Source organism: Stenotrophomonas sp. 10L48 (assembly GCF_056395105.1).
On the sequence record NZ_JBFTIX010000004.1, the window covers coordinates 150126 to 164209 of the forward strand.

The 14084-nt window shown below is 66.5% G+C and carries 14 protein-coding genes; 7 read left to right on the forward strand and 7 right to left on the reverse strand.

Annotated features, from left to right (window positions below; translation table 11 throughout):
• Window positions 1-70 precede the first annotated feature (70 nt).
• Window positions 71-304, reverse strand: a complete 234-nt coding sequence (locus tag AC1DCU_RS08050; protein ID WP_025878895.1) for a hypothetical protein — start codon at window positions 302-304, stop codon at window positions 71-73.
• A 160-nt stretch (window positions 305-464) separates the two neighbouring features.
• Between AC1DCU_RS08050 and parE the strand changes: the two genes are divergently transcribed.
• From parE to AC1DCU_RS08065, 3 genes are all read left to right on the forward strand, one after another.
• The gene (gene parE, locus AC1DCU_RS08055; protein ID WP_025878894.1) at window positions 465-2354 is read left to right on the forward strand and encodes a DNA topoisomerase IV subunit B; all 1890 of its coding nucleotides are present in this window, start codon (window positions 465-467) and stop codon (window positions 2352-2354) included.
• 118 nt (window positions 2355-2472) lie between these two features.
• A complete protein-coding gene (locus AC1DCU_RS08060) occupies window positions 2473-3051 on the forward strand; it encodes a GNAT family N-acetyltransferase (protein ID WP_282280240.1) in 579 nt (192 codons plus the stop codon).
• Between the two features lie 98 nt (window positions 3052-3149).
• Window positions 3150-4646 (forward strand): S10 family peptidase, encoded by a 1497-nt coding sequence (locus AC1DCU_RS08065; protein ID WP_442251490.1) that lies wholly within the window; start codon window positions 3150-3152, stop codon window positions 4644-4646.
• A gap of 481 nt (window positions 4647-5127) precedes the next feature.
• Here AC1DCU_RS08065 and AC1DCU_RS08070 read toward each other — a convergent pair whose 3' ends face one another.
• Together AC1DCU_RS08070 and AC1DCU_RS08075 are read right to left on the reverse strand one after the other, a co-directional pair.
• Entirely contained in the window at window positions 5128-6249 is a 1122-nt protein-coding gene (locus AC1DCU_RS08070; protein WP_025878891.1) for an inorganic phosphate transporter, read from the reverse strand.
• Window positions 6250-6262: 13 nt separating this feature from the next.
• The gene (locus AC1DCU_RS08075; protein WP_025878890.1) at window positions 6263-6889 is read right to left on the reverse strand and encodes a DUF47 domain-containing protein; all 627 of its coding nucleotides are present in this window, start codon (window positions 6887-6889) and stop codon (window positions 6263-6265) included.
• A 292-nt stretch (window positions 6890-7181) separates the two neighbouring features.
• Here AC1DCU_RS08075 and AC1DCU_RS08080 point away from each other — a divergent pair, with 292 nt between their 5' ends.
• Both AC1DCU_RS08080 and AC1DCU_RS08085 read left to right on the forward strand, forming a co-directional pair.
• Window positions 7182-8486, forward strand: coding sequence for a hemolysin family protein (locus AC1DCU_RS08080; protein WP_032952108.1), 1305 nt, complete (start codon window positions 7182-7184; stop codon window positions 8484-8486).
• Entirely contained in the window at window positions 8470-9123 is a 654-nt protein-coding gene (locus AC1DCU_RS08085; RefSeq protein ID WP_025878888.1) for an exopolysaccharide biosynthesis protein, read from the forward strand. The genes AC1DCU_RS08080 and AC1DCU_RS08085 overlap by 17 nt, the downstream gene beginning before the upstream one ends.
• Window positions 9124-9212: 89 nt before the next feature.
• Here the strand turns inward: AC1DCU_RS08085 and AC1DCU_RS08090 are convergent, their stop codons facing one another.
• The 4 genes from AC1DCU_RS08090 to AC1DCU_RS08105 form a co-directional block, all read right to left on the reverse strand.
• Window positions 9213-9710 carry a pyridoxamine 5'-phosphate oxidase family protein gene (locus AC1DCU_RS08090; protein WP_025878887.1) on the reverse strand — a complete coding sequence of 166 codons (498 nt, stop codon included), beginning with the start codon at window positions 9708-9710 and terminating at the stop codon, window positions 9213-9215.
• Window positions 9711-9777: 67 nt separating this feature from the next.
• Window positions 9778-10773, reverse strand: coding sequence for an LLM class flavin-dependent oxidoreductase (locus AC1DCU_RS08095; protein WP_442252280.1), 996 nt, complete (start codon window positions 10771-10773; stop codon window positions 9778-9780).
• A gap of 122 nt (window positions 10774-10895) precedes the next feature.
• Window positions 10896-11663, reverse strand: coding sequence for a sulfurtransferase (locus AC1DCU_RS08100; protein ID WP_032976500.1), 768 nt, complete (start codon window positions 11661-11663; stop codon window positions 10896-10898).
• Between the two features lie 314 nt (window positions 11664-11977).
• Complete coding sequence (locus tag AC1DCU_RS08105; protein WP_032976499.1) at window positions 11978-12343, reverse strand: DUF6164 family protein; 366 nt, start codon at window positions 12341-12343, stop codon at window positions 11978-11980.
• A gap of 69 nt (window positions 12344-12412) precedes the next feature.
• On the opposite strand from AC1DCU_RS08105, the gene AC1DCU_RS08110 reads away from it, so the two are divergent.
• Both AC1DCU_RS08110 and AC1DCU_RS08115 read left to right on the forward strand, forming a co-directional pair.
• Entirely contained in the window at window positions 12413-12847 is a 435-nt protein-coding gene (locus tag AC1DCU_RS08110; protein ID WP_025878883.1) for an FKBP-type peptidyl-prolyl cis-trans isomerase, read from the forward strand.
• Window positions 12834-14081, forward strand: a complete 1248-nt coding sequence (locus AC1DCU_RS08115) for a TIGR03862 family flavoprotein (protein ID WP_032976498.1) — start codon at window positions 12834-12836, stop codon at window positions 14079-14081. Before AC1DCU_RS08110 ends, AC1DCU_RS08115 begins: the two co-directional genes overlap by 14 nt.
• Window positions 14082-14084 lie beyond the last annotated feature (3 nt).

Sequence of the window (14084 nt, forward strand, 5' to 3'; positions counted from 1 at the left end):
GAAACGCCCCGCTGGGCGGGGCGTTCGAGGGGGAAACCCTTGTGGCAAGGGCCTCGGAGGGGCAGAAGAATTACTTCTTCTTGCGTGCCTCTTCCTCTTCTTCCTGCTGCGGCACCGGCTGGCCCTTGGCCTTCATCTCGGCATTGGCCTGCGCGCGGCGCTTGGCCTTGGCCTCGGCTTCGGACTGCGCCTTGTCGGCCTGGTCACCCTGCTGCGGAGCAGGCTGGCCGGCGTTCTGCGCCAGCACCATCGGCACTGCAACAGCGGCGGCAGCCAGGATCGCAATGGTCAGCAACTTCTTCATGGAGTCCTCCTCGCGGTATGGCTCGGATGTGGGGGGCGCCGGTGTTCGGTTCCAGCGGTTGCCATTTTACCCCCTCCCCGCCAACGAGGCTGAACCGCAGGCGTGCAAATTCCCGGTCCAGACCGCACACTTGCCCGTCGCTCCACGCTTTCGAAGACAGATGAACGCCCGCTATAACGCCGCCGATATTGAAGTCCTGTCCGGCCTTGACCCGGTCAAGCGCCGCCCCGGCATGTATACCGACACCGCGCGCCCGAACCACCTGGCGCAGGAAGTGATCGACAACTCGGTGGACGAGGCCCTCGCAGGCCATGCCCGCTCGATCGAGATCACCCTGTTCAAGGACGGCAGCGTGGAGGTCAGCGATGACGGCCGCGGCATGCCGGTGGACATCCATCCGGAAGAGAAGATCCCGGGCGTCGAGCTGATCCTGACCCGCCTGCATGCCGGCGGCAAGTTCAACAACAACAACTACACCTTCTCCGGCGGCCTGCATGGCGTCGGCGTCAGCGTGGTCAACGCGCTGTCGACCCTGGTGGAAATCCACATCAAGCGCGACGGTGCCGAACACCGCATCACCTTCCGCAACGGCGACCGCGCCTCGCCGCTGGAAGTGGTCGGCACCGTCGGCAAGAAGAACACCGGTACCCGCCTGCGCTTCTGGCCGGACCCGAAGTACTTCGATACGCCCAAGTTCGCCGTGCGCGCGCTCAAGCACCTGCTGCGCGCCAAGGCCGTGCTGTGCCCGGGCCTGACCGTCAAGCTGACCGACGAAGCCACCGGCGAGGTCGACACCTGGTACTACGAGGATGGCCTGCGCGATTACCTGAAGCTGGAACTGGGCGATCGCGAGTCGCTGCCGGCTGATCTGTTCGTGGGCAACCTGAAGAAAGACACCGAGATCGTGGACTGGGCCGTGGCCTGGCTGCCGGAAGGCGAGCTGGTGCAGGAAAGCTACGTCAACCTGATTCCCACCGCACAGCACGGCACCCACGCCAACGGCCTGCGCACCGGCCTGACCGAAGCGCTGCGCGAGTTCTGCGACTTCCGCAACCTGCTGCCGCGCGGCGTCAAGCTGGCCCCGGAAGACGTGTGGGACCGCGTGTCGTTCGTGCTGTCGCTGAAGATGACCGACCCGCAGTTCAGCGGCCAGACCAAGGAACGCCTGTCCTCGCGCCAGGCCGCCGGTTTTGTCGAAGGCGCCGCGCACGATGCGTTCAGCCTGCTGCTGAACCAGAACGTGGAGCTGGGCGAGAAGATCGCGCAGATCGCCATCGAGCGCGCCAGTGCGCGCCTGAAGACCGAGAAGCTGGTCGTCCGCAAGAAGGTCACCCAGGGCCCTGCCCTGCCCGGCAAGCTGGCCGACTGCATCAGCCAGGACCTGTCGCGCACCGAACTGTTCCTGGTCGAGGGCGACTCGGCAGGCGGCAGCGCCAAGCAGGCCCGCGACAAGGATTTCCAGGCGATCCTGCCGCTGCGCGGCAAGATCCTCAACACCTGGGAAGTGTCCTCCAACAGCGTGCTGGCCTCGGAGGAAGTGCACAACCTGGCGGTGGCCATCGGCTGTGACCCGGGCAAGGAAGACATCAGCGGCCTGCGCTACGGCAAGGTGATCATCCTGGCCGACGCCGACTCCGACGGCCTGCATATCGCAACGCTGCTGACCGCACTGTTCCTGAAGCACTTCCCGGCGCTGGTCGATGCCGGCCACGTGTTCGTGGCGATGCCGCCGCTGTTCCGCATCGACGTGGGCAAGCAGGTGTTCTACGCCCTGGATGAGGAAGAAAAGCGCTCGATGCTGGACAAGATCGAACGCGAGAAGATCAAGGGCGCCATCAACGTGACCCGCTTCAAGGGCCTGGGCGAGATGAATCCGCCGCAGCTGCGTGAATCCACCATCCATCCGGACACCCGTCGCCTGGTGCAGTTGACCATCGACGATGGCGAGCAGACCCATTCACTGATGGACATGCTGCTGGCCAAGAAGCGCGCGTCGGACCGCAAGGGCTGGCTGGAGAGCAAGGGCGATCTGGCTTCGCTGGAAGTCTGATTCCCGAACCCGTGGTAGTGCCGGCCGCTGGCCGGCTGCTTTTCGTGAACCAGCGGGATACCTGGGGTGCCGGCCACCGGCCGGCACCAACCGACCTTCATCCGCGTGGACGACCCCATTGCCCGCCAACTCACTGCCGTTCCCCGGGCTGCCGCTGCACAGCGCGCGCCTGGTGCTGAGCCCCATACGCCGCGATGACGCCGCGGCCCTGTTCGCCCTGCAGTCCGACCCGGACGTGATGCACTGGTGGAACCACCCGGCGTGGACGCGTCCGGCCGAAGCACGCGCGCAGATCGACGACGACCTGGCTGCACAGGCCACCGGCACGCAGTTGAAGCTGGCCCTGCGCGAATCGGTGGACGGCCCGCTACTGGGCATCTGCGTGGTGTTTGCCCTGGATCGGGATGCGGCGCGCGCGGAAATCGGCTATCTGCTGGCACCTGGCAGGCAGGGCCACGGCTACATGCATGAAGCGCTGCAGCAGGTGCTGGCCTATCTGTTCAACACCCTGCAACTGCACCGGGTGGAAGCGGAGATCGATCCACGCAACCACGCCTCGGCACACGTGCTCGAACGCCTGGGCTTCCACCGCGAAGGCCTGCTGCGGCAGCGTTGGCGTATCCAGGGTGAACTGGCCGACTCGGCCGTGTACGGACTGCTGGCCGACGACGCGGTGCGCTCAGCCACCGTCGCTTGACCGGATCAGGCCACAACGCCGGCCCATGCCTTTGGACACATACGGTGCGCGGCACCCCGCCCTAGCATCGGGGTCCCTTCCGCTGCCGTTCCGGTGCCATGAAGTTTCTGCTGCACTCTGCCGCGCTCTGCGTCGGCCTGCTGATCGCCCCTGCCTGCGTGCTGGCCGCGCCTGCTGCTGACGGCGCCTCCGAATCGAAAGAAGAAAAGACCGAAGCCGCGCCCCTGCCGGCCGATGCGTCGGCTCGCCAGAGCATGCGCCTGGCTGGGCGCACCCTCGACTACACCGCCACCGTCGGCACCCTGCCGGTACGCGATGCGAAGGGCAAGGTGATCGCCGATGTGGTGTTCACCGCCTACACGATGCCGGGCAAGGACCGGCCGGTGACCTTCGCGCTCAATGGCGGCCCCGGCGCATCTTCTGTGTACCTCAACCTGGGCGCCATCGGCCCGAAGGTGGTGACCTTCGGTTCGGAAGGCGACAGCGCATCGGCGCCGGCGAAGCTGCACGACAATCCCGGCACCTGGCTGGACTTCACCGACCTGGTGTTCATCGATCCGGTCGGTACCGGCTTCAGCCGCGCCCGCATCGGCGATGAGGAAGCGAAGAAACAGCTGTATACGCCCAGTGCCGATGTCGAGTACCTCTCGCGCACGATCTACGACTGGCTGCTGCGCAACCAGCGCATGGCCTCGCGCAAGTACCTGACCGGCGAGAGCTATGGCGGCTATCGCGGCCCGCGCATCACCCACTTCCTGCAGACGCGCCTGGGCGTGGCGATGAACGGCCTGGTGCTGGTGTCGCCTTACCTGAGCCCGACCCTGGAAGACAACGCCGATGTCTCGCCGATGGCGTGGATGCAGACCCTGCCATCGATCGCTGCCGCGCACCTGGAACGCCAGGGCAAGCTGACCGACGCGGCGATGCGCGAGGTGGTCGAGTACACCCGCGGCGACTACGCCACCGCGTTGATGAAGGGCCGCAGCGATCCGCAGGCGACCGAGGCGATGCTGCGCCGGGTGGCCGAGTTGACCGGCCTGGACCCGCAGTTCGTGCGCCGCGCCGGCGGCCGCCTGGAGACCCAGGCCTACCTGCGTGAGGTGTTCCGCGACAAGGGCACGCTGGGCAGCCGCTACGATTCCAACGTCACTGCGTTCGATCCGTTCCCGAACGATCCGGAGCAGCGCGCCAACGATCCGCTGCTGGACAGCATCATCGCCCCGACCACCACCGCGATGGTCGACTTCGTTACCCGCGAGGTCGGCTGGAAGGTGGATGCGCGCTACCAGGCACTGAACTACGACGTGAACCGTCTGTGGGATCGCAATGGTGACCTGCGCGAAGGTGCGGTGACCCAGCTGCGCCAGGCCGTGGCGATCGATCCGCACCTGCAGGTGCTGATCGTGCATGGCTGGAATGACCTGTCCTGCCCGTTCATGGGCTCGATCCTGACGGTGGACCAGATGCCGGCGATGGGCAGCAACCCGGACCGCGTGCAGGTGCGCAGCTATCCGGGCGGGCACATGTTCTACAGCCGGGCTGACAGCCAGGCGGCGTTCCGCAGGGATGTGCAGGCGTTGTTCCAGCGCAATTGAGGGGTTGTCGGCCGGGCCTGCGGCCCGGCACCCGCGGACAGCAATGGCAACGGCAACGGCAACGTCAAAAGCGGGCTTTCCGTGGGTTGGCGGGGTGGGCCCGGTTGCGGGGGACGCCGTAAACCCCCAGACCGGCCCAGCCGCTGGCGGCTGTGCGTTCGGGCGCTTGCGAAGCAGTGCTTCGCAAGCAAAGCGCCCTCACCCTTGGGGGCTTGTCCGCGGAATCCATGCCGCGGACACCCCCGCAACCGGACCCACCCCGCCTTCGACAGGTTCCGGCTGCTGTTGGTGCGTGTCGACTTCCTGCTGCTGTTGGTAGGTGTCGACCTTGGTCGACACTGTAGATCCACGCCATGCGTGGATAACGGAAACCGGATGCTTCATGAAATGAAAAAGCCCGCCGGAATCCGGCGGGCTTTTTGTTTCCAGCGTCAGATCCTTTTCCCACAGGTAAAGGGCTCTGACCGCAAGGCTCCTGGCATCAGGTCCAGCCGAGCAGCTCGAACAGCTTCAGGATCAGGTAGGCGCAGCCGCCTGCCGCCGGGATGGTCAGGATCCAGGCCCAGACGATGCGTTCGATCACGCCCAGGCGCAGCGAACGCGGGTTCTTGGCGAAGCCTACGCCCATGATCGCGGTGGAGATGCTGTGGGTGGTCGATACCGGCATGCCGAAGTGCGCCGCCAGGGTCAGCACGGTGGCCGAGCTGGTTTCCGCGGCGAAGCCGTGGATCGGGTGCAGCTTGACCATCTTGTGGCCCAGGGTCTTGATGATCTTCCAGCCGCCCGAGGCGGTACCGGCGGCCATCACCACCGCACAGGTCAGCACGATCCACATGGCGATGCCGTCGCCAGCGTGCGCGTCCGGATGCATGAAGGCCAGCCACGACGGCAGGTCGTTCAACGCGCCGGTCGCCTCGGCACCGATCAGGGTCATCGCGATGATGCCCATGGTCTTCTGCGCATCGTTGTGGCCGTGGGCAAAGCCCATGTAGGCCGCCGAAGCGATCTGCGCCTTGCCGAAGAACGCATTGACGATGCGCGGACGTGCCAGCCGGCCGATCGCGCCGCCGATCTTGGCCAGGCCTGCGATCAGCGCCCACAACAGCACCATCACTGCGATGCCGAGCAGGAAGCCGGCGATCGGCGAGGTGATCATCGGCACGAACACCTTCCACAGCAGGCCCTTGTTCTGCGCCCAGCTGCCAAGCCGTTCGGACCAGATCAGCGCGTCCCAGTTGTTGTGGGCCGCAGCCAGGCCGGCGCCGCACAGGCCACCGATCAACGCGTGCGAGGACGAGGACGGCAGGCCCTTCCACCAGGTGATCAGGTTCCAGATGATGCCGCCGAGCAGCGCGCACAGGATCACCTGCGGGGTCACGTCGACCACGTTGGTGTTGAGCAGGCCCGACGCGATGGTCAGTGCGACCGCGGTGCCGGTCAGGGCACCGATGAGGTTCATGAAGGCGGCAAGCATCACCGCCCAACCGGGCGACAGTACTTTGGTTGCCACCACGGTAGCGATGGAGTTGGCGGTATCGTGGAAGCCGTTGATGAACTCGAAGACGAGCGCGGCCAGGATCACCACCAGGACTAGGGTGAGCATCGGTACCGGCCCGTCAGCTGTTCTTCAACACGATCTGGTACGCCACCACACCGGCCTCGCGGCAGCGGTCGATGGCCTTTTCCAGGATCTCGAAGAATTCCTTGAGCAGGAACATCTGCAGGTTGTCCAGGCGACCGGAGTAGATGTCGCGGTACAGCTCGAGCATCAGACGGTCGGCCTCGTTTTCCAGCGAGCGCAGGCGCTCGTTGAGCGCGGTCATCCGGTCCAGGTTCATGTGGCGCAGGTCGGCGACCATCTCCACCACCACGCCAGCGGCCTGCTCCAGCATCGCCGCGCGCGGCGCGAAGTCGATGTGTTCCAGGTGGGTGGTGGCCAGCGAATAGCGATCGGCGAACTTCTCGATCTGCTTGGGAATCTTGTAGAGGGCCGAGCCCAGCGCTTCGATGTCTTCGCGCTCGATCGGGGTCATGAAGCTGTCCACCAGCGCCTGGCTGATCTTGTCCGAGGCCGCGCGTTCGCGCAGACGGGCCAGCTTGAAGGCATCCAGGGCGGGCTGGCGATCGGCGTCGCGCAGCATCGAATGCAGTGCCTTGGCGGCATCGGAAGCCGCGACGGCAGCCTCATCGAGCAGGGTGTAGAACTGTTTGCCGGAACCGAAAATGGTCTGCAGAGAGAACATTGAGAAACCTGTCAGCCGTCGCGGGAAGGACGGCACCAGTGCGAATTATGACGGCTAGATGACCATCACGGGTATCCCTGCCCCTTTCCGGGGGTCGGGACGCCCAAAACTGAACAGGCATTTGCCACCCAGCCACGGCCCTTTGCTAAGATGCCAGCGCGCCTTCGGGCGCACCTTATGGACGACGACCCTTATCCCCCAGCGCCGCGCCGGACCCCGTTCCTGAGCGCCTGCCGCCATCGCAAGCACCCGCCCTCCCTGCCACCAACCGGGGACGATGCCCGTGTTTGAAATGATCCTGATTGTTTTCGCGCTTGTTCTGCTGAACGGCTTCTTTGCCATGTCCGAGATGTCGGTCATGACCTCGCGCAAGAGCCGGCTGAAGCAGCTGGCCGGCACCTCCAAGCGCGCGGCCAAGGCCCTGGAGCTGTCGGAGAAGCCGGAAGCCTTCCTGTCCACCGTCCAGATCGGCATCACCGTGATCGGYGTGCTGACCGGCTTCCTCGGCGGCGAGGCACTGGGTGAAGCCATCGGCGGCTGGATCCAGGGGCTGATGCCGGGCTTCGCCTACGCCGGCGGCATCGGCAAGGCCCTTGCGGTCACCTTCATCACCTTCATCACGCTGATCTTCGGCGAACTGGTGCCCAAGCGCCTGGCCCTGACCCGCTCGGAGGACATCGCCGGCCTGGTGGCGCTGCCGATGAGCTGGCTGGCCAAGCTGGCCTTCCCCTTCGTCTGGCTGCTGTCCAAGACCACCCAGCTGGTGCTGCGCCTGTTCGGCCTGGGCAAGGACGAGGTCGCGTCGGTGACCGAAGAGGAGATCCGCATGCTGGTGGCCGAGAGCCACGAGGCCGGCGTGATCGACAGCCACGAGCGCGACATGATGAACCGCGTGATGCGCCTGGGCGACCGTACCGCCGACAGCCTGATGACCCCGCGCAACCGGATCGCCTGGCTGGATACGCTGGGTGGCCTGGACAAGAACCTGGAGATCATGGCCGAGCACGAGTTCTCGCGGTACCCGGTGTACCGCGACAACGACATGGACGTGGTCGGCGTGCTTGAGCTGAAATCGCTGGCCACGCGGATGGCACGCGGCGACAACGCGCTGTTCCAGACGTTGCGCGAACCGCTGTACGTCTCCGAATCCACCCATGCGATGAAGCTGCTGGAGATCTTCCGCGAAGAACAGCAGTCGATGGCGCTGGTGGTGGACGAGTACGGCGAGATCCAGGGCCTGGTAACCATCAGCGATTTGATGGGCGCGGTGGTCGGCCGCCTGCAGGCAACGGAAAATGCCGACGAGGACGCGCTGGTGGTGACCCGTGAGGACGGCTCGCTGCTGGTGGACGGCTCGCTGCCGATCGAGGACCTGCGCGAGCTGATCGGCAGCAACGACCTGCCCGACGCCGAGGATGGCGATTACTACACCCTGGCCGGCATGTGCATCCACTTCTTCGGCCGCATCCCGCACGCGGGCGAGTACTTCGACTGGGCCGGCTGGCGCTTCGAGGTGGTCGATCTGGACGGTGCGCGCGTGGACAAACTGCTGCTTCGCACCCTGTCCGACGAGCAGGCCGATGAGCTCACCGCCTGACGCCGGCCCCGGCGCTGCATCGCCGGAGTACCGCAACGAGGGCATCCGGACCCTGCTGGCGATGTTCGCCTTCGGTGACCCGGCCCAGCACATGAAGCTGGGGCAGATCCTGCAGGATCTGCAGCAGAGTGCCTTTGGTGTATTCCTGTTCGTCGCCATCCTGCCGGCCTTCATCCCCATCCCGGGGCTGGGCGGCGCAGTCAGCGGTCCGTTGGTGATCCTGATCGGCCTGCAGATGCTGTTCTGCATGCGCCGGCCCTGGCTGCCCGGCTTCATTGCCCGTCGCGGGCCGAAGCGCGGCACCATGCACCGGTTCCTGGATCGCATCGATGGTGCCCTGCGCCGCCTCGACCGCATGCTCAAGCCGCGCATGCCGCAACTGCTGACCCCGGCTCCCGCCCACGCCTTCAGCGGCCTGCTGCTGGTGCTGCTGGGCCTGCTGCTGTCGCTGCCGATTCCGTTCACCAACTATCTGTTCGGCTTCCAGTTGCTGCTGTTCGCGCTGGCCCTGCTTGAACGCGACGGCGCGCTGATGTTGTTCAACTGGGTGGCTGCGCTGGTGGCGATCGCTTTCTTCGGCTTCAGTTCCGGGCAGCTGGTGGGCTACACCGTCGACCTGTTCCAGCGCTGGTTCTGAGCGCCTGCCGCTGCGCTCGCCGGGCATGGCCCGGCGCTACCCTGAGCCCCGCCCGGTAGCGCCGGGCCATGCCCGGCGGGTTGCTGCAATCAACGCAGATCGATGAATCCGTTGTCGCCCAACCGTGCCGGCTCATCCTGCACCGCCGACAACACGAAACTCAACGCCGAGCCGAGCAGGGTGCCCGGTCCGTCCCAGTACTCGGCGGTCTCTGCACGCACGTGGATCAAGCGCAGGCTCGGGTCATCCGGGCCGCCCGGGAAGAACAGCTTCATCGCCGGCGACCACAGCTCTTCGACCTTCGCGCGGTCATCGATGATCCGTGCCACGCCGGCTACCGACACATAGGTATTCTTCGATGGCGAGGCATAGGCCACGTTGACCCGCGGGTCGAGCGCGATCTCGGCCACCTTCGGGCTGTCGGCCGCAGTGGCGAACCACAGGTCGCCATCGAAGGCGACCTGCTGGGTGCCGAGCGGACGGCTGTAGAGGCGTCCATCGACACCACGGGTGGTGAACATCGCCACCTCCACGTCCTTGATCAGTTCAGCCAGCTGGGCAATGTGCTCGGTACGCGATTCGTCCATGGGGGACTCCGGAAGTGGGAGTCCCCATCAGACGCGTCCGCACCGCAAATTGCCGTGACGCAATTGTTCAGCCCGCGTGGCGGGCATGCCAGGCGTGCATTGCCAGCTCGAACGAGCGAAGACGCGCGCGGTGGTCGTACAGGTTGGCGGTAAGCATCAGTTCGTCGGGCTGATGGCGTTCGACGAACGCCGCAATGCCATCGGCGACCTGCTGCGGATCACCCAGCACGGTGCACGCCAGCGCCCGCTCCACGCCGAGCTTCTCGTGGGGTTCCCAGAACGCTTCGATGTCATCGATCGGCGCCGGAATCTTGCCCGGACGGCCGCGACGCAGGTTGACGAAGCTCTGCTGCTGGCTGGTGAACAACCGCCGCGATTCGGCCTCGCTGTCACTGGCCACCACGTTCAACGCCAGCATCGCGTGCGGCTGCTTGAGCATGGCCGACGGGCGGAATTCGCGGCGATACACCGCAAGCGCTTCATCCATGGAATCGGGGGCGAAGTGCGAGGCGAAGGCGTACGGCAGGCCCATCGAGGCGGCCATGCGTGCGCCGAACAGGCTGGAACCGAGGATCCAGGTCGGCACCCGCAGGCCGCCGCCGGGTACGGCCTGCACCGCCTGGCCGGGTTGCACCGGTTCGAAGTAGTGCAGCAGCTCGCGTACGTCCTGCGGGAACTGGTCGGCACTGTCGAAATAGCGGCGCAGGGCGCGCGCGGTCGGCTGGTCGGTACCCGGTGCGCGGCCCAGGCCGAGGTCGATGCGATCCGGGTACAGCGAGGCCAGGGTGCCGAACTGCTCGGCCACCTGCAGCGGTGCATGGTTGGGCAGCATGATGCCGCCGGCGCCGACGCGGATGCGTTGGGTGCCACCGGCCACATGACCGATCAGCACCGCCGTGGCGGCACTGGCGATGCCAGGCATGTTGTGGTGTTCGGCCAGCCAGTAGCGGCGGTAGCCCAGCGCATCGGCATGCTGGGCGAGCTCAAGCATGTTGGCAAAGGCGGCAGTGGTATCGCTGCCCTCGCAGACCGGGGCCAGGTCGAGAATCGACAACGGGATCATCAGGCGGTTTTCCGTCACAAGATCCCCGTTTGATGGGGTCGCCCTGCCCCCACGGCCAGTGCCGGTGGCGGGACGCTGATTCCTGCCTGGCCGGTTCAGGCCCGCAGGCCAATGTGGAAGCGTCAGAACGCGCTGGGGCGTGGCTCGGGCAACGGCTCGTCCACCAACGGCTTCAGTTCGGCATCCAGCGCCACCCGTTCGTCGAACACAAAACAACGACCTTCGTAGCCCTCACCGCCGACTTCCTCGAAGTAGCCGAGGATGCCGCCATCGAGCTGCAGCACGTTGTCCATGCCGTCGTTGAGCATCCACAGCGCCGCCTTCTCGCAGCGGATGCCACCGGTGCAGAAACTGACCACGGTGCTGTCCTTCAGCGCTTCACGATGGGGCGCCAGCGCCTCGGGCAGATCGGTGAACTTGTGGATGGGCAGTACCAGCGCGTCCTTGAAGGTGCCGTACTCGATCTCCTGCAGGTTGCGCGTATCGAGCATCACCACGCGCTTGCCAGCATCATCATGCCCCTGCCGCAGCCAACGCTGCACGGTGGCAGGATCGATGGCCGGCGCGCGCGGGTAGTCCAGCGGCTGGCCATCGTCACGACGGAAGCTGATGATCTCGTCCTTGACCTTGGCCTTCAGCCGCGCGAACGGCTGGTGCTCGCTGAAGCTGGTCTTGACCCGCATATCGGCGAAGCGCGCATCAGCACGCAGTTCCGCGTAGAAGCCATCGATCGCGGACGGCGCACCCGCCAGGAACAGGTTCAGCCCCTCGCCCGCCACCAGGATCGTCCCCTGCAGGCCGGACGCCTCGGCACGCGCCTGCAGCTGGTCGCACAGGGCCTGGGGGGCGTCGATGACGGCGAAATGATAGGCAGCGGTATTGGCGATCATCCCGCCATTTTAGCGCCTGACCGCCCCCGCATCAGCCTCCACCGTTCATCCACGCATGGCGTGGATCTACCACAGTGTCGACCAAGGTCGACATCTACCGACAGCACCCGGAACGCGTCCGGGGCGGGGCGGTATAGGCAGGCGGGACCGTTGGCGCCATGGATGGCGCCATCGAGCCCCCAAGGATGGGTCTACGGCGTGTCCCGCCTGCCTATACCGCCCCGCCCACCACGGAACGCCCGCTGTTGCTGTTGCTGTTGCTGTTGCTGTTGCCGTTGCCTCTGCGGGTGCCGGGTGCAACCCGGCCGAACCCTCTACCCCCGCAGCAGCATGAACGGCAGCAGCACCAGTGCCGCCGCCACCGCCATGCCCAGCAGCACCAGCACCACGAACACAGGGCGGCGGCGCAACAGGCTGCCAAAGGTCTCGGCAGTGCCGTCGCGCAAGGCCTGTTCGCGCTCGGCACGGACCCGCACGCCGCGGGCCGCCTGGTAGTCGGCCATCAGCGCCTTGGCTCGCGGCTGGTCGGCATCCTCGCGCAGCCACAGGCCACCATTGGAGATGCCCCACGGACTGGGTTCGGTGCGGTACCAGGCGATGCCGTGCTGGTCCAGCAGCGTGCAGACATCGGCATATTCGTCGTTGCCGACATTGCGCAGATTGAGCAGGAGTTTTGCCATGCCACCATGATACCCGGCGCCGATGCGCTAACCTTGCCGCCCTCGACTCATCGCCCCTGGAGACGCCTGATGCGCCGCCTGCTGCTTCCCCTGCTGCTGTCCCTCGCCGCCGTTGGTTGCTCGTCGGAGCCGTCCGGCCCGCCGCCGGGAGGCACCATTGCCACGTTCGAGCGCATCGACACCCAGCCGGGCAGCGGTGCCGAGGCCGTGCCGGGCCAGAAGGTCAGCGTGCATTACACCGGCTGGATCTACGACGAGCGCGCCGACAACAAGCACGGCAAGACCTTCGACAGTTCGGTCGAGCGCGGCGAGCCGTTCACCTTCACGCTGGGTGCGGGCCAGGTCATCCGTGGCTGGGATGAAGGCGTCGCCGGCATGAAGGTCGGCGGCAAGCGCACGCTGATGATTCCGCCGGAATTCGGCTATGGCGACCGCCAGGTCGGCCCGATTCCGGCAGGTTCGTCGCTGGTGTTCGACGTCGAGCTGCTCAATGTCCAACAGTGACGTCCGCCCGCCGCGCCGCATCGCCGTCATCGGCGGCGGCCCGGCCGGGTTGTTTGCCGCCGAGCGGCTGCGCGCGGCAGGCCTGGATGTCGATCTGTACGAGGCCAAGGGCTCGCCGGGCCGCAAATTCCTGATCGCCGGCAAGGGTGGGCTCAACCTCACCCATTCCGACCCACGTCCACTGTTCGACAGCCGCTACCGCGAGCAGGCAACCCGCGTCGGCCGCTGGCTGGATGGTTTCGACGCGCAGGCGCTGCGCGACTGGGCCGCTGGCTTCGGCGTGGAGACCTACGTCGGCAGTTCCGGCCGGGTGTTCCCGGTCGACCGCAAGGCGGCACCGTTGCTGCGCGGCTGGGTCCGCCGGCTGAAGGAACAGGGCGTGCGCCTGCACGTCAACCATCGCTGGCTGGGCTGGAGCGACGACGGCGCACTGCGTTTTGCCACCGACAACGGCGAACTGGAGGTGCGCGCCGATGCGACCGTACTGGCACTGGGCGGCGGAAGCTGGCCGCAGCTGGGCAGTGACGGTGCCTGGGTTCCGGCGTTGCAGGCCCGCACCGTGGACATCGCGCCGCTGCAATCGGCCAACTGTGGATTCGATATTGCGTGGACACCGTTCTTCGCGCAGCGCCATGCGGGCGCACCGCTGAAGCCGGTCGTCGCACATTGGCATGGCCTCGACGGTGAGCCGCACACCCTGCAAGGGGAGTGCGTGGCCAGCGAGTACGGTATCGAAGGCAGCCTGATCTACGCCCTGTCGGCCGATCTGCGCGAAACCCTCAACCGCGACGGCCACGCCACGCTGTGGCTGGACCTGGTTCCGGGCCGCGACGAGGCACGGCTGCTGGCCGACCTTTCGCAACCGCGCAAGGGGCGAAGCTTCGGCGAGCACCTGCGTCGCCAGGCTGGACTGGACCCAGTGAAGACCGCGCTGGTGTTCGAAACACTGGGCAAGGATGCCGGCAACGATCTGGCCGCGGTGATCGCCACGTTGAAGCGCCTGCCACTGCTCCTGCTGCGCCCGCGGCCGATGGCCGAGGTGATCAGCACGGCCGGCGGCGTGCGCCTGGACGCGCTGGACGAGGGCCTGATGCTGCGTGCCTTGCCCGGCGTGTTCTGCGCCGGAGAGATGCTGGACTGGGAAGCACCGACCGGCGGCTACCTGTTGACGGCGTGCTATGCCAGCGGACTGCGTGCGGCAGAGGGCGTGACCGCGTGGTTGGCCACGCGTTGATCA